Source organism: Streptomyces sp. NPDC006510, from assembly GCF_040611955.1.
Classification (GTDB): Bacteria; Actinomycetota; Actinomycetes; order Streptomycetales; family Streptomycetaceae; genus Streptomyces.
In genome coordinates, this window is the sequence record NZ_JBEXPH010000054.1 from 22,164 (window position 1) to 45,411 (window position 23,248).

The 23,248-nt window shown below is 70.9% G+C and carries 23 protein-coding genes, 1 pseudogene and 1 riboswitch; of the genes and pseudogenes, 12 read left to right on the plus strand and 12 right to left on the minus strand.

Features of this window, described 5'->3' with window-relative positions:
* Nucleotides 1–78 precede the first annotated feature (78 nt).
* Nucleotides 79–519 carry a PPOX class F420-dependent oxidoreductase gene (locus ABZY11_RS18460; RefSeq protein WP_356480131.1) on the minus strand — a complete coding sequence of 147 codons (441 nt, stop codon included), beginning with the start codon at nt 517–519 and terminating at the stop codon, nt 79–81.
* A gap of 162 nt (nt 520–681) precedes the next feature.
* On the opposite strand from ABZY11_RS18460, the gene ABZY11_RS18465 reads away from it, so the two are divergent.
* Nucleotides 682–1,245: a carboxymuconolactone decarboxylase family protein gene (locus ABZY11_RS18465; protein ID WP_356480132.1), complete on the plus strand. Its 564-nt coding sequence runs from the start codon at nt 682–684 to the stop codon at nt 1,243–1,245.
* Between the two features lie 158 nt (nt 1,246–1,403).
* On the opposite strand, the gene ABZY11_RS18470 is transcribed toward ABZY11_RS18465, so the two are convergent.
* Entirely contained in the window at nt 1,404–1,688 is a 285-nt protein-coding gene (locus ABZY11_RS18470) for a hypothetical protein (RefSeq protein ID WP_356480133.1), read from the minus strand.
* Nucleotides 1,689–1,838: 150 nt separating this feature from the next.
* Between ABZY11_RS18470 and ABZY11_RS18475 the strand changes: the two genes are divergently transcribed.
* The 3 genes from ABZY11_RS18475 to ABZY11_RS18485 all read left to right on the plus strand — a co-directional run bounded on the left by ABZY11_RS18475 (nt 1,839) and on the right by ABZY11_RS18485 (nt 5,044).
* Nucleotides 1,839–3,080 (plus strand): S8 family serine peptidase, encoded by a 1,242-nt coding sequence (locus ABZY11_RS18475; protein WP_356480134.1) that lies wholly within the window; start codon nt 1,839–1,841, stop codon nt 3,078–3,080.
* Nucleotides 3,077–4,123, plus strand: a complete 1,047-nt coding sequence (locus ABZY11_RS18480; protein ID WP_356480135.1) for a hypothetical protein — start codon at nt 3,077–3,079, stop codon at nt 4,121–4,123. The genes ABZY11_RS18475 and ABZY11_RS18480 overlap by 4 nt, the downstream gene beginning before the upstream one ends.
* Before the next feature lie 309 nt (nt 4,124–4,432).
* The gene (locus tag ABZY11_RS18485) at nt 4,433–5,044 is read left to right on the plus strand and encodes a TetR/AcrR family transcriptional regulator (protein WP_266429819.1); all 612 of its coding nucleotides are present in this window, start codon (nt 4,433–4,435) and stop codon (nt 5,042–5,044) included.
* Nucleotides 5,045–5,124: 80 nt separating this feature from the next.
* Here ABZY11_RS18485 and ABZY11_RS18490 read toward each other — a convergent pair whose 3' ends face one another.
* A complete protein-coding gene (locus ABZY11_RS18490; protein ID WP_356480136.1) occupies nt 5,125–6,126 on the minus strand; it encodes a DUF6745 domain-containing protein in 1,002 nt (333 codons plus the stop codon).
* A 101-nt stretch (nt 6,127–6,227) separates the two neighbouring features.
* The gene (locus ABZY11_RS18495) at nt 6,228–6,554 is read right to left on the minus strand and encodes a hypothetical protein (protein ID WP_356480137.1); all 327 of its coding nucleotides are present in this window, start codon (nt 6,552–6,554) and stop codon (nt 6,228–6,230) included.
* 190 nt (nt 6,555–6,744) lie between these two features.
* Between ABZY11_RS18495 and ABZY11_RS18500 the strand changes: the two genes are divergently transcribed.
* The 7 genes from ABZY11_RS18500 (at nt 6,745) to ABZY11_RS18530 (ending at nt 13,311) form a co-directional block, all read left to right on the plus strand.
* Nucleotides 6,745–7,701, plus strand: coding sequence for an STM4015 family protein (locus tag ABZY11_RS18500; RefSeq protein WP_356480138.1), 957 nt, complete (start codon nt 6,745–6,747; stop codon nt 7,699–7,701).
* A 6-nt stretch (nt 7,702–7,707) separates the two neighbouring features.
* Complete coding sequence (locus ABZY11_RS18505) at nt 7,708–8,679, plus strand: STM4015 family protein (protein ID WP_356480139.1); 972 nt, start codon at nt 7,708–7,710, stop codon at nt 8,677–8,679.
* Nucleotides 8,660–9,814 (plus strand): STM4014 family protein, encoded by a 1,155-nt coding sequence (locus ABZY11_RS18510; protein ID WP_356480140.1) that lies wholly within the window; start codon nt 8,660–8,662, stop codon nt 9,812–9,814. The genes ABZY11_RS18505 and ABZY11_RS18510 overlap by 20 nt, the downstream gene beginning before the upstream one ends.
* Before the next feature lie 37 nt (nt 9,815–9,851).
* Complete coding sequence (locus ABZY11_RS18515; protein ID WP_356480152.1) at nt 9,852–10,667, plus strand: STM4013/SEN3800 family hydrolase; 816 nt, start codon at nt 9,852–9,854, stop codon at nt 10,665–10,667.
* Nucleotides 10,664–12,028, plus strand: coding sequence for an STM4012 family radical SAM protein (locus ABZY11_RS18520; RefSeq protein WP_356480141.1), 1,365 nt, complete (start codon nt 10,664–10,666; stop codon nt 12,026–12,028). Before ABZY11_RS18515 ends, ABZY11_RS18520 begins: the two co-directional genes overlap by 4 nt.
* An 8-nt stretch (nt 12,029–12,036) precedes the next feature.
* Nucleotides 12,037–12,915: an STM4011 family radical SAM protein gene (locus ABZY11_RS18525; RefSeq protein WP_356480142.1), complete on the plus strand. Its 879-nt coding sequence runs from the start codon at nt 12,037–12,039 to the stop codon at nt 12,913–12,915.
* 123 nt (nt 12,916–13,038) lie between these two features.
* Nucleotides 13,039–13,311, plus strand: a complete 273-nt coding sequence (locus tag ABZY11_RS18530; RefSeq protein WP_356480143.1) for a hypothetical protein — start codon at nt 13,039–13,041, stop codon at nt 13,309–13,311.
* Nucleotides 13,312–13,326: 15 nt separating this feature from the next.
* Here ABZY11_RS18530 and ABZY11_RS18535 read toward each other — a convergent pair whose 3' ends face one another.
* From ABZY11_RS18535 to ABZY11_RS18545, 3 genes are all read right to left on the minus strand, one after another.
* Nucleotides 13,327–14,172 (minus strand): SGNH/GDSL hydrolase family protein, encoded by an 846-nt coding sequence (locus ABZY11_RS18535; protein WP_356480144.1) that lies wholly within the window; start codon nt 14,170–14,172, stop codon nt 13,327–13,329.
* 188 nt (nt 14,173–14,360) lie between these two features.
* On the minus strand, nt 14,361–15,287 hold the full coding sequence (locus tag ABZY11_RS18540; protein WP_356480145.1) for a peptidoglycan DD-metalloendopeptidase family protein: 927 nt from the start codon (nt 15,285–15,287) through the stop codon (nt 14,361–14,363).
* Between the two features lie 5 nt (nt 15,288–15,292).
* A riboswitch (cyclic di-AMP (ydaO/yuaA leader) is annotated at nt 15,293–15,447 on the minus strand.
* Nucleotides 15,448–15,743: 296 nt separating this feature from the next.
* On the minus strand, nt 15,744–17,840 hold the full coding sequence (locus ABZY11_RS18545) for an alpha-galactosidase (RefSeq protein ID WP_356480146.1): 2,097 nt from the start codon (nt 17,838–17,840) through the stop codon (nt 15,744–15,746).
* 225 nt (nt 17,841–18,065) lie between these two features.
* Here ABZY11_RS18545 and ABZY11_RS18550 point away from each other — a divergent pair, with 225 nt between their 5' ends.
* The gene (locus ABZY11_RS18550; protein WP_356480147.1) at nt 18,066–18,878 is read left to right on the plus strand and encodes a tyrosine-protein phosphatase; all 813 of its coding nucleotides are present in this window, start codon (nt 18,066–18,068) and stop codon (nt 18,876–18,878) included.
* A gap of 23 nt (nt 18,879–18,901) precedes the next feature.
* On the opposite strand, the gene ABZY11_RS18555 is transcribed toward ABZY11_RS18550, so the two are convergent.
* From ABZY11_RS18555 to ABZY11_RS18575, 5 genes and pseudogenes are all read right to left on the minus strand, one after another.
* Nucleotides 18,902–19,069 carry a DUF6126 family protein gene (locus ABZY11_RS18555; protein WP_176729046.1) on the minus strand — a complete coding sequence of 56 codons (168 nt, stop codon included), beginning with the start codon at nt 19,067–19,069 and terminating at the stop codon, nt 18,902–18,904.
* 33 nt (nt 19,070–19,102) lie between these two features.
* A complete protein-coding gene (locus tag ABZY11_RS18560) occupies nt 19,103–19,711 on the minus strand; it encodes an XRE family transcriptional regulator (RefSeq protein ID WP_356480148.1) in 609 nt (202 codons plus the stop codon).
* Nucleotides 19,712–19,778: 67 nt separating this feature from the next.
* Nucleotides 19,779–21,176 carry an aspartate aminotransferase family protein gene (locus ABZY11_RS18565; RefSeq protein WP_356480149.1) on the minus strand — a complete coding sequence of 466 codons (1,398 nt, stop codon included), beginning with the start codon at nt 21,174–21,176 and terminating at the stop codon, nt 19,779–19,781.
* Entirely contained in the window at nt 21,173–23,074 is a 1,902-nt protein-coding gene (gene dxs / locus ABZY11_RS18570) for a 1-deoxy-D-xylulose-5-phosphate synthase (RefSeq protein WP_356480150.1), read from the minus strand. Before dxs ends, ABZY11_RS18565 begins: the two co-directional genes overlap by 4 nt.
* A 25-nt stretch (nt 23,075–23,099) precedes the next feature.
* Nucleotides 23,100–23,248: pseudogene (locus ABZY11_RS18575) on the minus strand (4-hydroxy-3-methylbut-2-en-1-yl diphosphate synthase); the annotation flags it as partial.

Sequence of the window (23,248 nt, forward strand, 5' to 3'; positions counted from 1 at the left end):
TGTCGTCTCATTATGGGTGGGGGGTACGACGGTGCGAGAGCGGAAGGTCCGGGGGACCGACAGCCGGAGCGGGCCGCGTCAGCCACGCGGCTGCCCGTACACGTGCTCGATGCGCAGCCGCAGCACGATGCGCCGGTCCCGGACCATCGCACGGCGGTAGTCGTCCCAGTCGGGGTGTTCGCCCTGGACGTCGCGGTAGAGCGCGACGAGTTCCTCCACCGTCGCGTCGTGCGGATCGGCGGCGACCGGGGACAGCTCGGCGGTGGCGTCCACGACCGTCCATGCCCAGCGGTCCGCGCTGGTGACGTGGTAGCTCGCCCGGGGGTCGCGGCGGAGGTTCTTCGTCTTCGCCCGGTCGTCGGTGATCGACACGCGGACGAGGCGCTCCCGGGGGTAGTAGAAGTGATTGACATTGGACAGCTGGGGCCTGCCGTCCCGCCTGAGTGTCACGAGCACTCCGCCGTTCTCCTCGGCGAGCAGCCCGAGCAGCGCTTCCTGCTGTGCGTCGAATCCCGTCATGCCGGATCCAACGTCCGTACCCGCCGCAGGATTCCGCATCCGGCCGCACCGCCATGTCACATCCGAGGGACCCTGGTCCGTCGCATCGGTGGAAGCAGCCCGTCCGGCGGCGTCCCGCCACGCCGCCGGACGGCACCCGAGCCGTACCGAAGGAGACCGGCCATGACCGCCCGAATCCCGCTGGACCCGCCCCGTACCCTCCTCTTCCGCGCCGTGTCGTGGTACTCGAACCGTACGTACGGCAAGGTCATCGATCCGCTTCGGGCCGCCGCCCACCACACCGGGGTGCTCTGGGCCGGAGCCCGTTTCGAGCTGTCGGTGGGCCGCTGGAAGAAGCTGGACCCGCAGCTCAAGGCGCTGGCCGTGATGACGGCCGCGGCCACCATCGGCTGCAGCTGGTGCATGGACTTCGGCTACTGGGAGAACCACCGGCACGGCATGGACCCGCGCAAGCTGCGCGATGTGCCGGTGTGGCGGGAGAGCAAGGTGTACACCCCGCTGGAACGTGACGTCATGGAGTACGCGGAGGCGATGAGCGTCACCCCGCCGGAGGTCGGTGACGAGCTGGCGGAGCGGCTGCGGACCGCGCTCGGCGAGGCCGCGTTCGTCGAGCTCACGACAATGATCGCGGTGGAGAACATGCGCTCCCGGACGAATTCCGCTCTCGGCCTGACCAGTCAGGGCTTCAAGGACCGGTGCGAGGTGGAACGCCCCGCGAACCGCTGACCGGGCACCCGGCCGTCGCACGGCCCGGTGTCCCGCCACGCTTCCCGCAGCCGGTGCGGCGGGTAGCTGCCATGGCAGCTACCCGCCAGTCCGCACTCGCTCGCCAGCCGCCATGTTCCTGACACTCTCACCTCACCACCCCCTGAGAACCCACGAGTTCACGAGGTGAGAATGAGACGGACCAGATGGACGGCGGTCTGCGCCACCGCGCTCGCCGCCGCCCTCGCCGGTGGAACACTGCCCGCCGCCGCCGACAGCACCCCCGCCTTCGCCGACCCGTCCGCATCCCCGGCAACGGCCGGCCGGGGCAGCACCGTCACCCTGCTGACCGGCGATGTGGTGACGTACTCCGGCCGGGGGAACGGCGTACAGATCAGCTCGATCGTGCCGGGCGCCGGCCAGATCTCCCGGGGCCGGGTGGACCAGCGGCTGTTCGACATCACCGAGCTCGCCGCCTCGGGCTACGCGGATGCCGACACCGACTCGCTGCGCATCCTCGTCGGCGGCGCCACGGAGGCGTCGCGGAGCCCCGGGGCCCCGAAGGGGCACGTCTCGCCGCGGCCTTCCCGACCGCCCGGACCACCGCGCTGGACGTGCCCAAGAAGTCGGCCGGGACCGTCTGGAAAGAGCTCGGCACACCCTCACGGGCCCGTGACCGGGGCATCGGAAAGGTCTGGCTCGACGGCAGGGTGCGGGCCACGCTCGACAGGTCGGTCCCGCAGATCGGCGCCGACCGGGCGCACCGGGCCGGTATCACCGGGAAGGGCACCAGAGTCGCCGTTCTCGACACCGGTTACGACCGGAGTCATCCCGACCTGAAGGGCGCCGTCGTCGCCTCGCGGGACTTCACCGGGGACGGCAACGTCCAGGACATGCAGGGCCACGGCACCCATGTGTCCTCGATCATCGCCGGTTCCGGGGCCGCGTCCGCGGGCCGGTACGCGGGGGTCGCGCCGGGCGCGGAACTCGTCGAGGGGAAGGTGCTCGACAACGACGGCTACGGCTACGACTCCTGGATCCTGTCCGGCATGGAGTGGGCCGTGGACCAGGGCGCCGAAATCGTCAACATGAGCCTCGGCACGACCGTGGCGTCCGACGGCACCGACCCGTTGTCCGCCGCCGTCGACCGGCTCTCCGCCGAACACGGCACGCTCTTCGTCATCGCCGCGGGCAACAGCGGTGACCACACGATCAGCGCGCCCGGTGCCGCCGATGCCGCCCTGACCGTGGGCTCGGTCACCAAGTCCGGTGCGATGTCCTCGTTCTCCTCACGCGGACCGCGCCAGGGCCGGCCCGCCGTCAAGCCGGAGATCTCGGGCCCCGGCAGCGACATCGTCGCCGCGCGCGCCGGGGGCACCCTGGACGACGCCGCCGTCACCGAGCAGTACGCCTCGCTCTCGGGTACGTCGATGGCGAGCCCGCATGTGGCGGGCGCCGCCGCCCTGCTGGCCCAGCGGCACCCCGACTGGTCCGGCGCCCGGCTGAAGGCGGCACTGGTCGGCAGCGCCGCGCGGGTGGACGGTGCGACGGTCTCCGACACGGGGTCGGGCCTCACCGACGTACCGGCCGCGCTGGCCACCGCAGTGGTCGCCGAACCCGCCACGCTGGCCGCCCGGACCACGTACCCGAATTCCTCCGCGCAGCCGCAGAGCCGCGAGCTGACGTGGACGAACGCCACCGACAAGCCGGTGCGGCTCACGCTCTCCGCCGGGCAGGGCGGTGCGGTGCGGATCGGTGCGCGGACGCTGACGTGCCCGCGCGGTCCTCGGCCGTCTCGAAGGTCACCCTCGAACCCTCCGAGGTCGAGGCCGGAACGACATACGACGGTGCCGTGACCGCGACCTGGCCGGGGCACGGACGGGCGACCGTACCCGTTTCGATCCAGGCCGATCCGGAGACGTACACCCTCACCCTGACCGGTCCCGCACCGCGTGCGGGCAGCGAGGCCGCCTCGACGGGCGTGGTCCTGCAGAACGAACGCACCGGCGCGTCCCAGCTGATCGGGCTGACCGGCAGCACGCCGAGAAAGGTGACGCTGCCGCGCGGCAGCTACCGGGCCCTCGGGCACACCTGGGAGTACGACACGGTGGGCAACACCGTCGTCGGGACCACGGCGATCCACTTCGCCCGGCGGGTGACGGTGGACCGGGACGCCTCGGTCGCACTGGACACCGAGGGCGCCGAACCGGTACGGATCGGGGTGGATGACGGGTCCGCCCGGGTCGCCCTCCAGTCGGCGACCGGAATCGCCTCGCGGATCGACACCGGCTCCGGCACCGTGGACAGCGGACTCGTCGCACCGAGTTCCGCCGGGCAGTACCGCGTGGAGGCCGTGCCCACCACCGGCGGGACGCTGGACGGGCTCACCTTCTTCGGCGGGCTCAGCTGGCAGCAGCGTGAGGTCGACGCACACGAACCCGGCTCCTCCCCACAGGCCCTGAAGCTGCTGCTGTCGCAGTACAGCATCTACAGCTGGCTGGGCTCGACGACCGGCGAGGTCGTCGACATCGGCACCGGGGCGCACACCGACCCGGCGGCGATGGACTTCAAGGGCAAGGTCGTGCTCTGGACACCGGCGACCAGCGACACCTCGTTCAACAACGCGCTCTACCGAAAACTGACCGACGCCAATACGGCCGCCATCATGTACGTCGGCTACGGGCTCTCCGTCTACCGGCCGACTCCGGTGCTCCGGCTGGACCCGGCGAGCGTGCCCGCGCTGCGGGACCGGCTGGCCCAGGGCCCGCTGACACTCACCCTGAACGGCGTCAGCACCGGGGCGGACGCCTACTTTCTGCACCACACGGTCGACGGCCGGGTCCCGGCCGGAGCCGACTCGCGCAGGGTGACCGGAAGGCGCTGCCCATCGCCTCGTTGAAGGTCTGGTACGCCACGGACGGCACCGACTGGAAGCCGGCCGGAACAGCCCGTGGTGCCGATGGCCACTGGAAGGTCACCGTGCCGGCCCTGGGGACCGCCAAGGTCGATCTGAGGTCCCACCGTCACGGACTCCTCGGGCGCTTCGCTGACGGAGACGCTGATCGACGCCTACAACTCCGGCTGCGCCGACCTCTGGTGCTGACGGTACGGGCCGGCGCCGAGCGCGCCGGTTGAGGAGGGGGGCGGGGCCGTGCGCGGCTCCGCCCCCCGTTCTTCCCGTGCGGGGCATATTCGTTAGGGTGACGCCGTGGCAAGAGTGCGGTTGAGCGTGGCGGAACGGCGTGAAGAGCTGCTGCGCGCTGCCGTCGAACAGATCGAGGTGCGGGGCGTCGCGGCGGTCCGGATCGCCGATGTGGCCGCCGTGCTCGGAGTGAGCAACGCGCTCGTGCTCTACCACTTCTCGACCAAGGAGAAGCTGGTCGCCGCAGCCTTCGCGCATGCCGCCGAGGCCGACCTCGCGCAACTGCGCAAGGTGCTCGGCCGCCGCACCAGCGCGGTACGGCGGCTGCGCGCCGCCGTCCGCTGGTACGCGCCCACGGGGCAGGCCAAGGGGTGGCGGCTGTGGATCGAGGCCTGGGCCGCCTCGCTGCGCGATCCGGCGCTGCGCAATGTGGCCGGCGATCTCGACCAGCAGTGGAAGGCGGAACTGGCCGAGGTCATCGAAGAAGGCGCCGCCGCCGGTGAGTTCCACTGCGACGACCCGATGTCCGCGGCCTGGCGGCTGACCGCCCTGCTGGACGGTCTGGCCGTGCAGACGACGTCGTACGCGGGTCCGCTCTCCCGGGCCACGATGCTGGCCTGGACCGACGAGGCGCTCGCCCGCGAACTCGGCATCGACCACGAGGCACTGACGGCCTGACCGCGCCCGCCCCGGCCGGGTGGTCCGGGCGGCGGTTGGGACGGCGGTTCGGGCCGGTGGTTTCGGCCGGCCGGCGGCGGTCAGGTCTGGCGCACGGGTGCGTACGCGTCGCCGTCGAGTCCGAAGGTCCACGCCACACCGCCCTTCGCGGTCCTGGTGCCGGGCGGCACCCGCAGCCAGTAGACACGGTGTGTGCCGTCCGGCTCGGGGGTGGAGTTGACCACCTCGACCATCACCACGTCCTCGTCGCCGTCCAGCGCGATCCGCCACAGGACGCCCGTCTCGTCACGGTGGACCGGCTCCGCGCCGGATTCGGTGAGGTATCGGTCGTAACCGTAGAACTCCAGCATCACGCGGCGCAGTTCCGCGTTCTCCTCCTCGCGTATCCGCTTCGGGGTCAGGGAGTTCAGTTCCTCCAGGAACTGGGCGGGCACCGGCATGCCGCGCCAGGCGTGGAGAGCGAAACCGTCGCGGTAGGCGAGCGCCGGGCCGTCCCCGCGGTCGAGCCGGCCCGCCTCGTCCCGGTGCAGCGCCTCCGGCCGCTCACTGATCACCACGGCGCGCTCGTAGGGCCACCACCAGCCCGCGTGCCTGGCCACCTCCGCCAGACCGTCGAGCCGGTCGCCCCGGCCGTCGAAAGCGGCGAGCCAGGCCGCGTCGTGCTGGCCCAGGACCGCGTCGAGCAGCACCAGCCGGACGTCGGACTCGTCCTCGGGGCGCTCCGAGAGGTCCGCGACGACACCGGCCCTGATCCGCTCGGCGAGCGCCGCGGTGGTCTCCCAGAGCTGTGCGCCCGTGGCGGACCACAGCGCGGACCAGCCCGCCGGGCCCAGCTCGTCGTACATCCGCCGCCGCTCCTGCGCCCAGGGCCGCGTCCGTACCTCGTCGCGCACCGAACGTCCGGCGTCGGCGAGCTTCTCGACGGCCTCCACCGCGGCCCTGGGCGAGTCGACCCAGACGATCCGCTCCGGCTCGGCGAGTCCTGCGCTGCGGTAGGCGAGCCGCAGCCCGTCCTCGGCCGCGGACCGGTCGGCCGCGCCGGTCGCCGCTGCCACGGCCCGCCATGAGTCCACGTACTGCATCTGTCTTCCCCGTCCCCTGTGTTCCGTCTGTCCTGTGTGCCGTATGTTGTGTGTTGTGTTCTGTGTTCTTCGTGGCGCGTAGTGCGCTGCGTGGGCCGCCGTCAGTCCGCGACGATGCGGACCGCCCCCGGTGTGTACTCCCGCTGGCGCACCACGCGGTACCAGCCCTTCGACAGCGGTATCGCCGCGTGCTCCTCGTGCACCACGCGACCACCCTCGGGGAGATGGAGCAGCATCGGCCCGAACACCCCCGCCTCGCGCATCAGCCGCCCCGGCCCCTGAACCGCGTGGGCATGGCCGGTGACCTCGCCCAGCGCGAGGACCATGCGGCCCTTGCCGTCCCTCGGCTCACCCGGCGCGTCCACGAGATGCGCGGGCACCGCCGACTCCTCCAACGACACGATCAGTACATCGCCCTGCCGGTACACAGACGTCTCCCCTCGATGGCCGCACCCGCTGTGCCGGCCACGGAGAAAACGCTACGGGGAGGGTCTGACAATCGACCGGCGGCGGCCGAGCCCGGCGGCCCCTCGCGGAGGTCCCGGGTGCGCCGTTGTCAGTGCGGCTTGATAAACCTTGTGAACATCAGCCGTCTCCCAGTACCAGGAGCTCAGGGTCATGTCCGGTGTGGACCATCTGCACGAGTTGCTAGGCCTTCCCGCTGTCGACTTCCAGCACGCGACGGGTGAGGCACCCGGGCAGGCCGCCGATGCGGCAGCCTGGCGCATCTCGGTCGATCCGTACGACGACGAGTCCGAGATGACCTGGGAGGACGCCTTCCAGGCATTCCTGAAGGCGGTCGACCCGGCCGGTGTCCGGGCCCTGATCGTCGGTCAGTGGGGCGAGTCGTACGAGGAGCCCTCGTCCTACCCGATCGATCTGATCATCGCCGCCGCCGACCGGCTGACCTCGCTGGAGGCCGTCTTCGTCGGCGACATGACCATGGAGGAGAACGAGATCTCCTGGATCGAGCAGTCGGATGTCACGGCGCTGCTCAATGCTTTTCCCGGACTGCTCGAACTGGGTGTGCGCGGCGGCACGGACCTGGTCTTCTCCCCCTCGAAGCACGAGCGGCTGCGTTCGCTGACCATCGAGACCGGCGGCCTGCCGGTCGGGGTGATCCGGGGCATCCTGGACAGCGAGCTGCCCGCGCTGGAGCGGCTCGACCTCTGGCTCGGTGTCTCCGCGTACGGGGGCGACGCCGATGTGGCCGACCTGGCCCCGCTGCTCTCCGGCACGCGCTTCCCCCGGCTCACCCATCTCGGTCTGCGCAACAGCGAGTTGCAGAACGAGATCGCGACGGCCGTCGCGAGTGCCCCGGTCGTCGCGCAGCTGCGTGTCCTCGACCTGTCGAACGGGACCATGGGCGACGAGGGCGCGGCGGCGCTGCTGGACGGCCAGCCGCTGACCCATCTCGAACGGCTCGATCTGCACCACCACTTCATGACCGAGCCGATGGAGCGCCGGGTCACGGAGGCGCTGGAGCCGCACGGCGTGCGGGTCGATGTGTCGGAGCGCGAGAAGCCCTGGGGCGACCGCGGCGTCGAAGGCCGCTACACCTCGGTCTCGGAGTGAAGTGCAATGACTGACATCGAACACCCCGAGACCTTTCACGGCCTGCCCGTCCATACCCTTCCCGGGCCCGACGGGACCCCCGGCATCCCCCTCCCGGACGCCGGTTCGGTCGCGTGGCGGCTGGAGAGCGCCTGGCAGGGCGATCTGACGTTCGGCCCGCTGTGGCAGCACTTCGTCGACACGGTCGACACGACGCAGGTGCGGGCCCTGCTGATCGGCCCCTGGTGGCAGGAGGAGTACGAGTCCTTCGCCCCGGTCGTCGATCTGCTGGTCGGTCATGCCGACCGTTTCCCGGCCCTGCGGGCGCTGTTCCTCGCCGATGTCGTCAGCGAGGAGTGCGAACTGTCGTGGCTGGAGATGTGCGACATAACCCCGGTGGTCGAGGCGTTCGGCGAGCTGGAGGAGCTGGCGGTGCGCGGCTGCGGCGAGCAGGTCGACGACCGGCCTTCGCTCGGTCTGCGGCCGGTGCGGCACAAGTCGCTCAAGTCGCTGCGGTTCGAGTCCGGCGGGCTCCCGTCCGACATCGTGCGGGCGATCGGCGCCTCCGAGCTGCCCGCGCTGGAACGCCTCGAACTCTGGCTCGGTGTAACCGAGTACGGCGGTGACACCACGGTCGAGGACCTTGCTCCGCTGCTGTCCGGTGCGTCGTTCCCCGCCCTGCGCCACCTGGGGCTGCAGAACAGCGAGATCCAGGACGAGATCGCGGCCGCCGTGGCCTCCGCCCCGGTCGTCGCCCAACTGGAGTCGCTCTCCCTCGCGATGGGAACCCTGGGTGACGAAGGCGCCGAAGCGCTGCTCTCGGGCCAGCCGCTCACCCATCTGACCTCGTTGGATCTGCACCATCACTACATGAGCGACCCGCTGGTGGACCGGCTGAGGAAGCTCCTCGGTCCGGATCGGGTGAACGGCGAGATCGACGAGGTCGAGTACTGGGATCCGGAAGAGGACGTCGACCGCTATGTCGCCGTCAGCGAGTAGCACGGCAGGCCCGTCGCCGCGCTTCGCCGTCGTGGGTGTGCCCGGCAACCGCCGGGTCACGCTCTTCCAGGACGCCGTGCGCGCCGCCGGGCTGCCGACGGCGCGCGTCGTGACCTGGCTGGACGTACTGCGCGGCGAGGCCGTGTTCCTGCCCGGCGAGACCGTACGGCTGGATTCGCCCGGTGAGGACACCGAGGTGGAGCGGCTGCTCCGCACGGTCGGGGATCCGACCAGGGTCGAGGGAACCGCCCTCTGGTACGCCCGGTTCACCGCGGCCGTGCGGGAGGTGGCGCGGGCGGCGGGCGCTGCCGGTGCCGTGCTGCTGGACGATCCCGGTGATGTCGCGGTGCTGTTCGACAAGCGGCTCTGCCATGCGGTGCTGGACGGCGCCGGGGTTCCGGTCCCGGCGTCGCCGACCTCGGGAGCCGGGGCGCCCGTGGTGCGGGACTGGGCGGACGTCCGCGAGCGGATGGCGGACCACGGCATGCCCAGGATCTTCGTGAAGCTCGCGCACGGCTCGTCCGCCTCGGGGGTCCTGGCCGTGGAGACGGCCGGGCCCGGCCGGGTCAGGGCCACCACATCGGTGGAGCGCGACGCATCCGGCCGGCTCTTCAATTCCCTGCGGGTGCGCCGCGTCACGACGGAACGGGAGGTCGCGGCGATCGTCGACGCACTCGCACCGGACGGGCTGCACATCGAGCGCTGGCTGCCCAAGGCCACTCAGCGCGGCCGGGCGACGGATCTGCGGGTCGTGGTGGTGGCGGGCCGGGCCACCCATGCCGTCGTGCGCACCAGCCATTCCCCCATGACCAACCTTCACCTCGGTGGCACGCGCGGAGATCTCGACGACGTCCGCGCGGCCGTGGAGGCGGCGGGCGGCGGCTGGAGCGAGGCCCTGGCCGTGTGCGAGCGGGCCGCGGAGTGCTTCCCGGACACCCTGTGTGTGGGCGTCGATCTGCTGCCCTCGACCGGCTGGCGGCGCTTCGCCGTCGGCGAGGTCAACGCCTTCGGAGATCTCCTGCCGCGGCTGACCGGCCTTCCGGGCAGCGGCGCCGAGGGCCTGGACACGTATGCGGCGCAGGTCGCCGCCGTAATGAACAGAGCAAGGAACCACCGTGCAACCGCCACTGCCTGACACCGCGCGCACCCCCGCGGACGCCCGGAACCCCGACATGAGCGAGGTCGTGGGCAGCCACGACCTGCTGCTCGTCACCCTCGACACACTGCGCTACGACGTGGCGGTGGAGCTCACCGCCGCGGGACGCATTCCGCATCTGGCGCGCCATCTGCCGGGCGGTGTCTGGGAGAAGCGGCATGCGCCGGGAAGCTTCACCTACGCCTCCCACCAGGCGATCTTCGCCGGCTTCCTGCCCACACCGGCGGGCCAGGGGCCGCACCCCCGGCTGTTCGCGGCGCGTTTCGCGGGCAGTGAGTCCACCGCCTCGGACACCTTTGTCTTCGACACCCCGGACCTGCTCTCCGGCCTCGTCGGCGTGGGCTACCGCACGGTGTGCATCGGCGGTGTCGGCTTCTTCAACCGGCGGGGACCGCTCGGCTCCGTGCTGCCCGGCATGTTCCAGGAGAGCCACTGGGAGCCGGAGTTCGGCGTGGCGTCGCCCACCTCCTTCGAGGCACAGGTGGCCCGTGCCGAGCAGGTCGTCGCCCAACTCCCTGCGGAGCAGCGGCTGTTCCTCTTCGTCAATGTGTCCGCCATGCATCAGCCCAACTGGTTCCACCGGCCTGGCGCCAGCCGCGAGGCGGGCGACTCCCGCGCCACGCACGCCGCGGCCCTGGAGTACGTCGACGCCCATATCGGCAGGCTCTTCGCCGCCGCGAGCAGCCGCCGCCGCTGTTTCGCCATCGTCTGCTCGGACCACGGCACGGCGTACGGGGACGACGGCTACACCGGTCACCGGCTCGGTCACGAGTCCGTCTGGACCGTTCCGTACGCGCACTTCTTCCTGGAACCGGGGGCCACCGCACCATGAGCCGCACCACCACCGCCGCGCCGGCCACCCGGCCGTACCAGAGCTATGTCTACGCCTATCCGCACAAGACCGCCTACCGGCCGCTCGCCGACCGGCCGGGGCTGCGCGAGCTGTGGGCGGCCGAGCGCAAGGACGCGCTCTCGCTCTACCTGCACATACCGTTCTGCGAGGTCCGCTGCGGCTTCTGCAATCTCTTCACCCGGATCGGTGCTCCCGACGAGCTGACGACCCGGTACCTCGACGCGCTGGACCGGCAGGCCACCGCGGTCCGTGATGCGCTGGGCGACGACGGGCCGGTGCGTTTCGCCGCGGCCGCGTTCGGCGGGGGTACGCCCACGTTCCTGACCGCGGCGGAGCTGGAGCGGCTCTGCGACATCGCGGAGAAGCGGATGGGCGCCGATCTGCGGTCCGTTCCGCTCTCGGTCGAGACGTCGCCGTCGACCGCGACGGCCGACCGGCTGGCCGTCCTCGCCGACCGCGGTACGACCAGGATCAGCATCGGGGTGCAGAGCTTCGTCGAAGCGGAGGCGCGGGCCGCGGTGCGCCCGCAGCGGCGGGCCGATGTGGAGGCGGCGCTGGACCGGATACGCGATGCCTGTATCCCGGTCCTCAACATCGACCTGATCTACGGCATCGACGGGCAGACCGAGGACAGCTGGCGCACCTCGCTGGACGCGGCGCTCGGCTGGCGGCCGGAGGAGCTGTATCTCTACCCGCTGTACGTGCGCCCGCTGACCGGTCTGGGACGGCTCGACGCGGACGGCGGGGCGTCGGCCGACGCGGCCTGGGACGAACAACGGCTGCGGCTGTACCGGGCGGGCCGGGACCATCTCCTGGCCCATGGCTACGAGCAGGTTTCGATGCGGATGTTCCGCCGCGCCGACGCCCCGCGCACGGACGGCCCCGACGACTACGCCTGCCAGACCGACGGCATGATCGGCCTGGGGTGCGGCGCCCGCTCGTACACCACCAAGCTGCACTACTCCTTCGACTACGCGGTCGAGATGCGGGAGGTGCGGGCGATCATCGACGGCTACGCCGCCACCGAGGACTTCTCGCACGCGGAGGTCGGACGGTACGTCGACGGCGACGAGGCCCGCCGGCGCCATCTCCTGCAGTCGGTCCTCCAGGCCGAGGGGCTGCGACTGGCCGACTACCGGGAGCGGTTCGGCACCTCGCCGGCCGACGACTTCCCCGCCGAGCTGGCCCGGTTCGAGGCACGCGGCTGGCTCGACGCACCGGCCGGGGCGTCCGGACTGCTACGGCTCTCCCCCGAGGGCCTGGCCCACTCCGACGCGCTGGGCCCGGAACTCTTCTCCCCCGACGTACGCGCCGCGATGGCCGCGTACGAACTGAAGTGAGCCCGCCCATGGACCTGACGATCCTCTACCGCGGCCCGCTCTCGTCGTGCGACTACGACTGTCCGTACTGCCCGTTCGCCAAGCGGCGCGACAGCCCGGAGCAACTGCGTGCCGACCGGGCCGCGCTGGAGCGGTTCACAGCGTGGGCCGCGGCGCAGACCGATGACCGGATCTCGGTCCTGTTCACGCCGTGGGGCGAGGGCCTGGTCCGCTCCTGGTACCGCCGTGCGCTGGTCGAGCTGGCGCAGCTGCCGCACATCCGCCGGGTCGCGATCCAGACCAACATCAGCAGCCGTACGGGCTGGCTGGCCGAGGCCGGTGAGGTGGGCCGCGAGAAGATCGCGCTGTGGTGCACGTACCACCCGGGGCAGACGCCGCACGAGCGGTTCCTCACCAAGTGCCGGGAGCTGACCGCGCTCGGCATCCGGCACAGTGTCGGTGTGGTCGGGCTCGACGACCATCTCGACGAGGCACGGCGGCTGCGCGCCGCGCTGCCGGACGAGGTCTATCTCTGGGTGAACGCGGCGGAGGGCCACACCTATACGGACGAGGAGGCGGACCGCTGGACGGCCATCGACCCGCTCTTCCCCTACAGCCGGCATCCGCACCGGTCGGCCGGGCTGCCCTGCAGGACCGGTGAGTCGGTGATCTCGGTGGACGGCGACGGCACCGTGCGGCGCTGCCATTTCGTACCGGCGGAGCTCGGCAACCTCTACGACGGGAGCTACCGGCGGGCGCTCGGGCCGCGCGCCTGTCCGCTGGCGGTCTGCGACTGCCACATCGGCTATGTGCACCTGGAGACGCTGCCGCTGTACGACGTCTTCGCGGGCGGTGTGCTGGAGCGGATACCGGCGGATCCGCTGTCGTGGCCCGCCGGACCGGCCTGAGGTCCAGGCGGGTCCGGCGAGCGACCCCGGCCTTGCTACGAGGGCGACCTGCTGCTTGTCACCGTCAATGTCCCCGCTTCGTCCTGGTCCCCGCTCCCGGACCTCGGCGCGCGGCTGCGCGCCGTGATCACGACATTGCCGGAGGCGGTGGTGGCCTGCCTGCCCCGCGGCTCCGCCGAGGATCTCGCCCGCTTCGTCACGCGGCCCGAATCGCTTCGCCGACCGGATGAGGGCACGGGCGAAGGAACCCGCGAGGGGCCAACGATCCGAAGCGGGGATTCGCCGGCAGTGGGCGGCGACTTTGTCGAGGATGAGCAAACCGCGGCCAGCGGAGACACTTCCGCAATCAAGTGGCTTCTCGACTGGATCACGCCGGGCTCGCGGGGTCCGGCCTGATCCAGACGAAAGACCCTAGAGCGGCAGGAGGTCCGGGCGCTTGGCTTCGACGTGGTCGCCCGAGGACTCGCCGCGCAGCCGTCGGCCGATCCACGGAACCAGGTACTCGCGCGCCCAGTGGATGTCGTCGCGCCGCACTTCGAGGGTGCCACGCTGTGCCTGCGGGGGCCATTCCTGGTCGGGGTCGGCCGGCACGTCGATGCCGAGGACCTGGGCGGCGCGCAGCGCGACCCTGGTGTGTCCCTCGGGCGACAGATGGAGCCGGTCGTCGTCCCAGGCGCGCCGGTCCTGGACGGACCGCAGCGACCACAGGTCCAGGACCGGGCAGTCGTAGCGGTCGGCGATGGCCCGTACATGGGCGGTGTACGTGGCGATCTTGCCGCGCAGATGGCGCAGCACGGGAACGCCACGGGTGTCGAAGCCGGTGGTGACCATGACCGTGCCGACCGCCTCGGTCAACTCGGCGACGGCGCGCTCGAAGCGCTCGGCCACGTCGTCGGGGTCGGTGCCCGGCCGGATGATGTCGTTGCCGCCGGCGCAGAAGCTCACCAGGTCGGGTGCGAGCTCCCTGGCGCGGGGCACCTGCTCCTCGACGATCTGGTCGAGGAGGCGTCCGCGTACGGCGAGATTGGCGTACCCGAAATTCCCGTGCGCGGAGCCTTCGGCGCCCGTCGCCGCATCGGGGTCCGGGAGCTGGTCCGCGAGGAGTACCGCGAAACGGTCCGCCCAGCCGACGAAGGTCCCGTCCGGGCCGGGGTCGCCGACTCCCTCGGTGAAGCTGTCGCCGATCGCCGCGTACGACCCGATGACGCCCTGTCGGTTGTTGACGCCACGTTGGTTTTTTCTCGAATCGTCTGCCACAAACGCTTATCCTGCACCGCTGAATGTGACCTACGCGACCGTAATAAGGGGTTGACGGGTGGTGAGATAGACCACCCGGTCAGTTTTTGGTAAAGGGGGAATAAGCAGAGGGGCGGTGCGCCGCCGCGCACCGCCCCTGCTGTGTTGCTCAGGTCATGCTTTGTCGCTCAGCTGCCCGGCCGTTCGGCTCAGACGTAGATGCCGTGCGAGGCCAGGAAGGCGATCGGGTCGATGTCCGAGCCGTACCCCGGGCCCGTGCGGACCTCGAAGTGCAGGTGCGGGCCGGTGGCGTTGCCGGTGGCACCGGAGAGGCCGACCTGCTGGCCGGCGCTCACGGCCTGACCCGCCGAGACGGAGAGGGAGGACATGTGGCCGTACTGCGAGTAGTGGCCGTCGGCGTGCCTGATGACGACCTGGTTGCCGTACGCGCCGCCCCAGCCGGCGGTGACGACGGTACCGGAGGTGATGGCCTTGACGCTGGTGCCGGTGGCGACGGGGAAGTCGATGCCGGTGTGGCTGCCGCTGGACCAGTTGGAGCCGGAGGCCCGGTAGTTGGTGGTGTGGTTGCCGGGGACCGGGTGGGCGTAACCGGAGGCGGTGCTCCGGGCGGCCGGGGCCTTGGTCTCCGGGGCGGCGGTCACGGACTTGGCCGGGGCGGACTTCTGCGCGGCCGACGAGGCGACCGAGGGCGCCTTCGACGGGAGGGCCGAGCCGGTGCCGGCGCCGGTGGGCGCGGCGTTGCCGGACGCCTTGGCAACGAGGGTCAGTTTCATGCCCGGGAAGATCAGGCTGGGATCCTCGCCGACGACCTTGCGGTTGTCCTGGTACAGCTTCTGCCAGCCGCCCTTGATCTTGTGCTCGGCGGCGATCTTCGACAGGTAGTCGCCGGAGACGACGGAGTACGTCGTGGTGGCGGCCTGCTTCTGGGAGACCGGCGCGGCCTGCGTGGCGGCGGCCGACTTCGGTGCGGCGGCCGGAGCGGCCTGCTCCACGGCGTGGGCACCGGTGGCACCGAGCAGCGGCAGTGCGACGACGGCGCCGCCGGCGCTTGCCGCGGCGACGCCACGGGCGATGGTGCTGATCTTCGGACGACGGTGCTTACCCGATATGGGCATGAAGTACTTCCTCTCCGGCGCCTACGAGGTGAGCTGTCGGGTTCGGGCTGGAGATGCCCGGCCGCGCCGAGCGCGACTTCACCCCGAGCCGACCGGATTTCTCCGGTCGGCGGCTTACCTGGTTCCCCCGCTCCTGCCACGCGATGAGTGGATGCGGATTCCGGTCGGCGGCAGGATTAGGCGGTCCGTCCGGATTGACGGTGACCGTAAGCGAGCCGGGACGACGAGAACAAGCCACGGGTTCCACGCCGGAATCCGCGCCGGGAATTCAGCGCGGAATTCCGGTCACACTCCGTGGATTAAGGATCTTTGATTTCCGCGCCGCGCACGGATGCCCCAACATTGCCGTCACCACACACCGTCACGGATATGATTCCGCTCACGAGGCGGCACCCATGTCCCGCATAAACGGGGCATGTTATGGCAAATAACCGCATTACGGACATGCCGCGAGTGTCACCCCCGTCGGAGCCTCAGCACCCGCGCGTCGAGATCGCCTCGGAGTCCGGTGTGCAGTCCCTGATGCAGCAGCGCCGAACCGTGGTGCACCGCCCCCGTGTCCAGGCAGGTGTACGTCGCCGCGGGGTCGAGCCCGCGCAGCCGCAGAGCCGGGGGCCGCTCCCCGTACCTCTGCGCCTCCAGCCACATCAGGACCACGGTCTCCTCCCCGTGGACGTACTGGACCGCACTGAGTCCGCCGCGCGGCTCGCGCAGCCGGTACAGCTCGCCCCACTGCACGATCGGCCGGATCTCCTTGTAGATGTCCACCCAGGTCCGCGCCTCGGCCAGCTCCTCCTCGCTCCATTCAGTGAGGTCCCCGCCGACCCCGAGCACACCGGCCATCGCGCTCACGAAACGGAAGCGCAGCGAGCTGACCCTGCCGTTGAGCTGGTGGTTCGGACTGTCGGTGACCCAGGCGGCCATCACCCGGGCCGGATGGAGGTGCCCGAAGCCCTCCTGGATGGCGAGACGGTCGAGCGGGTCGGTGTTGTCGGAGGTCCACACCTGGTCCGTACGGGACAGGATCCCCAGGTCGATCCGGCCGCCGCCGCCCGAGCAGGACTCGAACGCGACCGAGGGATGCGCGGCCCTGAGCCGGTCGATCAGCGCGTACAGCGCGTCCACGTGCTCGATCCAGAGCTTCTGCGGGTACTCCTCGCCCGGCCAGCCCGCATCGGTGAAGCAGCGGTTGAAGTCCCATTTCACATAGTCGACAGGTGTTTCGGAGAGCAGCGTGTCCAGCTGCTCCCAGAGATACTCCTGCACATCGGGGCGAGCCAGATTGAGCACCAGCTGATGGCGGTACTCCGTCCGCGCCCGCCCGGGGAAGTGCTGCACCCAGTCGGGGTGGGCGCGATAGAGATCACTGTCCGCATTGACCATTTCCGGCTCGACCCAGATTCCGAACTGCATGCCGAGCCCGTGCACTTCGTCGGCGAGCGGCTTCAGGCCGCCGGGGAAGCGGTCCGGATTCGGCGTCCAGTCGCCGAGCCCGGCCCGGTCACTGGTCCGCTGCCCGAACCACGCGTCGTCCACCACGAACAGCTCGACGCCCATCGCGGCGGCGCGCTCGGCGAGGGCACGCTGCTGGTCCATCGAGATGTCGAAGCCCGTCGCCTCCCAGGAGTTGTAGAGCACCGGCCGCAGGTTCTCCGCGTCCGGGATCACATGGGCCAACTGCCAGGCATGCCAGGCGCGGCTCGCGCCGCCGAACCCCTGCCCGCTCCACAGACCGGCGAATACGGGCGTGGTGTACGACTCCCCCGGCGTGAGCCGCAGCAGTCCGGAGTCGTCGTAGCCGGCGCCGCCGGTGATCTGTACGAGCCCGTCGGGCAGCCGCTGCACGGAGATCCGCCACGACCCGGACCAGCCGAGCGCGCAGCCGTAGACCTCGCCGCTCTCCTCGGTCGCCGCACCGTCGGCGTCCAGCGCGACCCACGGCAGGTACTGGTGGCCGGTGTGGCCCCGCCTGCTGGAGATGACGCTCTCGCCGTAGGTCAGCTCCGCCCGCGCGATCCGCGACTCCGCCGCCCAGCGTCCGTGCAGCCGGCTCAGCCGCCAGCCGTCCCGGGCGGGCAGCGACCAGGCGGCCGCGTCGGCGCGCAGCAACTCCAGCGGCGCGCCGTCCGGTCCGGCGTGGGCGACGGTGGCCCAGCGCTCCACGACATCGGAGTCGTCCCGCATCCGGTAGTGCAGGGTGAGGGCGAGCCGGTGCACGGAGTCGGTGAAGTCGATCCGCAGTTCGTCCCCGTCCACCACGGCGGCGCCGAAGGCCCACTCGGTGCCGCGAACCTCGGGGGTGCGTACCGAGAGTGCCGGGCGGACGAACCTGGGGCCGCCCTCCACCGGATACTCCTCCCGGCCGTCGAGATGGGACTCGAAGGCCCTGAAGGGCAGCTCCGGTGCCGCGGCCAGCGCCTCGGCCGCCGCGAGAGTGATCCTCGGCCCCCAGTGCAGATGGATCAGCTCGTCCTGCTCGGTCAGTCGCAGTGCGTAGCTGCTGCTCGCCCCGGTGAGCAGCCAGGTCCGGCCGGTGTTGCCCGTCTCGATCATCGTATCCCCACATTCAAACAGTTCCGCACATCATCGACCATCGGCGGGGCACGGGCAACGGCCTGGCGAGGAATTCACCGGGCGGATTCGCCGCGGGAGAACCGGAGTTCGCCCGGGTATCGACAGGGAAAGGCCGAGATGATTGCCTGAGGAATCAATGTCGTATCGTCGCCGGAGTGGCCTCGCCGGTGACTCGCGCCGGCACCAGACACTCCAGGAGTCACCGTGACGCAGCAGTTGCCACAGGTCCCGTCGACGGAACCCGAGCTGGCGGGTGTCCGTAACTTCCGCGACGTGGGCGGGCTGCCCACCACGGACGGCCGGCGGGTGCGGCACGGGCGGCTCTTCCGCAGTGGTCACCTCGCACACGCCACCGCCGAGGACGCCTCCTTCCTCGGCGGCCTCGGCCTGCACACGATCTTCGACTTCCGCAATGCCGCCGACCGCAGGCTCGACGGGCTGGACGTGGATCTGCCGGGCGTACGGAATGTGAGCATCCCGCTCTCCGACCCGGCCGACGGCTCACAGTTCTGGCACATGGTCCGCGACGGCGATGTCGAGCAGCTGCGCTCGGTCCTCGCCGACGGCAAGGGAACGAACCGGATGATCGCCTCGTACCGCTCGATCATCCGGGACCGCACCGCCGAGCACAGCCGGGTCCTGCACTCCCTGGCGGAGGACAGCGTGCCCGCCCTGATGCACTGCGCGGCGGGCAAGGACCGGGCCGGTCTGTCGATCGCGGTGTCACTGCTCGCCGTCGGCGTCGAGCGCGATGCCATTGAGGCCGACTATCTGAAGTCCAACGACGCGCACCGCCGCTACAAGGTGCGTCGCAGCGACACCTCGGCGCAGGGCATGTCGGCCGAGGTGGTGGAACTGCTGAATCCGCTCTTCGGCGCCCACGCCGAGTACCTCGCCGCGGCGTTCGCCACCATCGACGAGACCTGGGGCAGCACGGAGCGCTACTTCTCCGAAGGCCTGGGACTCGCCCCCGAGACCCGTGAGCGGCTGCGCGACCGGCTCCTCGACGAGGCGTAGCCGGGCCCGCCCGGCGGCGGTGGTCAGCCCTTGCCGGCCACCGCGAAGAGCAGATAGAGGAAGGCCGCGAAGATGTGTCCGGCGATGAGGTAGGCGAACAGCCGGATCACCACACCGCGCGGAAACTTCCGCTCCTGGGCCTCGTAGTTCTTCCTGGACCCGAGCGGGTCGAAGTTCTCTGAATCGGACATGACAGTCCTCTCTGGCGACCGGAGTAACCGGTCTCAGCGACGGTGGACCCCGCTGCCGAGGCACAGCTCGGCGGCGGGGCTCTGCAGCAGGGTGTGGACGAAGAGCAGCTCGGCGCCGTCGCGGTCGACGGCCGTGATCCGGTGCGGGGTGAGCGAATCGAAGTGTGCGCTGTCACCGGAGGCGAGGTCGTGCACGGTGTCCCCGAGCCAGACCCGGAGGTGCCCGGCGAGCACGTACAGCCACTCCTCGCCGGGATGGACGCGTACGAGATCGCCCTGCGCACCGTGCGGAACCCGGACGCGGAGCGCCTGCATCGCCCGGCCGGAACCGCCGGCCTGCTGGTACATCCAGCCATCGGCCTCGGCTCCCTCGAACGTCCCGCCGCGGATGATCGCGTCACGTTCCGGGGGCTTCTCGCCGAGCAGCTCGGAGACCGTCGTACCGTAGATCCTGGCAAGACCGAGGAGCATCGGCAGCGACGGCTGGCGACGGCCCGTTTCGAGCCGGGAGAGATGGGCGGGTGAGAGCCCCGCCCGCTGAGCGGCGGTCTCCAGGGTGAGACCACGGCTCCGGCGCAGGTCGCGCAGGCGTGGCGCGACTCCGGGCAGCTCGTCGGCCGCCTCTCCGTCTGGAGGATTCATGTACCTATTGGGCCAGGAACCTGCCTGGGAGGCAAATTTCTTGCCTCTCAGGCAAAAGGTATCCGGCTCAGCGGTTGGCGACGGCCTGTTTCACCAGTGTCCTGCCGAAGTCCCACATCAGCCCGCCGCCGCTGTGTGCGTCGTCCATCACCGCGGTGAACGCCGTGACGAACCGGTCGACGTCCGATTCGTCGATCACCAGCGGCGGAATCAGCTTGATCACTTCCAGGTGATCGCCCGAGACCTGGGTGAGGATGCGGTGCTTCTGGAGCAGCGGCACCACCACCATCTGCGCGAAGAGTCCCTTGCGGGCCGCCTGCAGCATCGTCCAGCGGCTGCGCAGCTTGAGGGACGACGGCCGGCCGAACTCGATGCCGATCATCAGCCCGCGCCCGCGCACCTCGTGCAGCAGCTCGTAGCGGTCGACCAGTGCGGTCAGTCGGTCGCGCAGCAGCTCGCCGGTGCGGCGCGCATGCGCGACGGTCTCCTCGTCCTCCATCACCGCGAGGACCGCGAGCCCGGCCGCCATCGCCTGGGCGTTGGAGCCGAAGCTCGCGGAGTGGACCAGGACCCGGTCCATCGACGAGTAGACCCGCCGGAAGATCCAGTCCTTGCCCAGGGTCGCCCCGACCGGCACATAGCCGCCGGAGAGCGCCTTGGCGACACAGACCAGATCGGGCTCGACCCCCTCCTCGTGCTGGTACGCGTAGAAGTCGCCGGTCCGGCCCAGGCCGGTCTGCACCTCGTCGGCGATGAGCAGGGCCTTGTGCCTGTGCAGCAGCTCCTGCGCGTCCCGCAGGAAGCCGGGCGGCACGGCGTGGACGCCCTTGCCCTGGATCGGCTCGACGACCAGTGCCGCCACGTCTCCGCGTTTCAGCTCGCGCCGCAGTGCGTCGAGATCGCCGAGCGCGATGGCGGTGTCCGGCAGCAGGGGGGCGAAGCCGTCCCGGAAGCCGTCCTCCCCGTTGACCGAGAGGGAGCCGGTCGTCAGCCCGTGGAAGGCGTGGGTGCAGTAGAGGATCCTGGGCCTGCCGGTGGCGTAGCGGGCGAACTTCAAGGCCGTCTCGACCGCTTCCGTGCCGCTGTTGCCGAAGAAGACCCGGTCCAGGTGCGGGCTGTGCGCGAGCAGCTTCTCGGCCAGCAGCCCGGGCAGCGGCTGACAGTCGAAGCGGGTGAGGTCGGCGAGCGAGGCGTCCAGGACATCGTGCAGGGCCTTGCGTACGACGGGGTGGTGCCGGCCGAGACCCATCACGCCGAATCCGGCGAGCATGTCGAGGTAGTCGTTGCCGTCCGCGTCCCAGAAGTGTGCGCCCTCGGCCCGTTCGTAGACCTTGTCGAAGCCGATGGTACGGAGCATCCGGGGCAGCTGGTGGTTGAGGTATTTCGTGTGCAGCTCGTAGCGTTCGGCGCCGCGCTCCGCGAGGAGCCGCGCCAGGTCGAAGCCCTTGGGCCCGTCGTCCTTCATGCCCCGCTCTCCTCGGTTCCTGTCGCCGCCTCCCTGGCGGCCAGTACGGCGCTGATCCGGCCGGCGATCTCGACCGGGGTGAGCCCGATGTCGGCCAGCACCTCGGCACGCTTGCCGTGCGCGAGGAACTGCTCGGGGATGCCGAACGTGCGCAGCGGTACGTCCACCCCGGCGTCCCGCAACGCCTGCCCGACCGCCGATCCGACGCCCCCTGCCCGGCTGTTGTCCTCGACGACGGCGACCAGCCGGTGCCGTCCGGCGAGCGGGGGCAGCTCCTCGTCGACCGGCTTGACCCAGCGCGGGTCGACGACGGTGCAGCGGATGCCGGCCCCGGCGAGCAGATCGGCGGCCTTCAGACAGACCGGGGCGAGCACTCCGACGGCCACGAGCAGCACATCGGGGTTGTCCGCCCGGTGCAGCACGTCCATGCCCCCGATCCGGCCGATCGCCGGGACCGGCTCCCCCACCGCCTCCTTGGGGAACCGGATCACGGTGGGTGCGTCGTCGACGGCGACGGCCTCGCGGAGCTGGGCCCGGAGTTCGTCGGCGTCGCGCGGGGCGGCGATCCGCAGCCCGGGGACGACCTGGAGCACGGACATGTCCCACATGCCGTTGTGCGAGGGTCCGTCGGGTCCGGTGACGCCGGCCCGGTCGAGGACGAAGGTCACCCCGCACCGGTGCAGCGCGACGTCCATCAGCAGCTGGTCGAAGGCCCGGTTGAGGAAGGTGGCGTAGACGGCGACGACCGGGTGGAGACCGCCGGTGGCCAGTCCCGCCGCGGACACGGCGGCATGCTGCTCGGCGATGCCGACGTCCCAGACCCGGTCGGGGAACGCCTCGGCGAACTTCGTCAGTCCGACGGGGTGCAGCATCGCCGCCGTGATGGCCACGACGTCCGGCCGCTCCGCGCCGATCGCGGCGATCTCGTCCCCGAACACCGACGTCCAGGAGGGCCCGCCGGCCGGGGCGAGCGGTGCGCAGGTCAGCGGGTCCATCGCGCCGACGGCGTGGAAACGGTCGGCCTCGTCCCGGAGCGCGGGCGGGTAGCCGCGGCCCTTCTCGGTGAGGCAGTGCACCAGCACCGGGCCGTGGAAGCGTTTCGCCCGGTGCAGGGCGGATTCGACGGCCGCGACGTCATGGCCGTCGATCGGCCCGACGTACTTGAGCCCGAGGTCCTCGAACATGCCCTGCGGGGCGAAGGCGTCCTTGAACCCCTTCTTCGCGCCGTGCAGCGACTCGTACAACGGCTGTCCGATGACGGGCGTCTGCTGGAGCACGTCCTTGCCCCAGGAGAGGAAGCGTTCGTATCCGTCGGTGGTACGGAGGGTGGCGAGGTGGTTGGCGAGGCCGCCGCTCGTGGGGCTGTAGGAACGCTCGTTGTCGTTCACCACGATGATCAGCGGCCGGTCACGCGCGGCCGCGATGTTGTTGAGCGCCTCCCAGGCCATCCCGCCGGTGAGCGCCCCGTCGCCGATGACGGCCACGACGTGGTCGCTCCGGCCCAGCACCTGATGGGCCTTGGCGATGCCGTCGGCCCAGCCGAGGACGGTCGAGGCGTGCGAGTTCTCGATGACGTCGTGCGCGGACTCCTCGCGGGACGGGTATCCGGACAGGCCCCCTTTGCCGCGCAGCTTGGAGAAGTCCTGCCGTCCGGTGAGCAGTTTGTGCACATAGCTCTGGTGCCCGGTGTCCCAGAGGATGCGGTCGACGGGCGAGTCGAAGGTCCGGTGCAGGGCGATGGAGAGCTCCACCACCCCGAGGTTGGGCCCCAGATGACCACCGGTCCTGGCCACCGCCTGGATGAGGAACTGCCTGATGTCCCCGGCGAGTTCGTCGAGTTGTGCGCCGTTCAGCGCCTTCAGGTCGTGCGGCCCCCGGATGCTTTCCAGAATCGTCACGCTCGGCCCCCTCTCTGGTTCTGTCTCAGCTCACGGTGACGGCGGGAACCCCCGAGGGCATCCCCGCCCCGTCCATGCCCTCGGCGATCTTCATGGCCTCTTCGATCAGCGTCTCGACGATCTTCGACTCGGGCACCGTCTTGATGACCTCGCCCTTCACGAAGATCTGCCCCT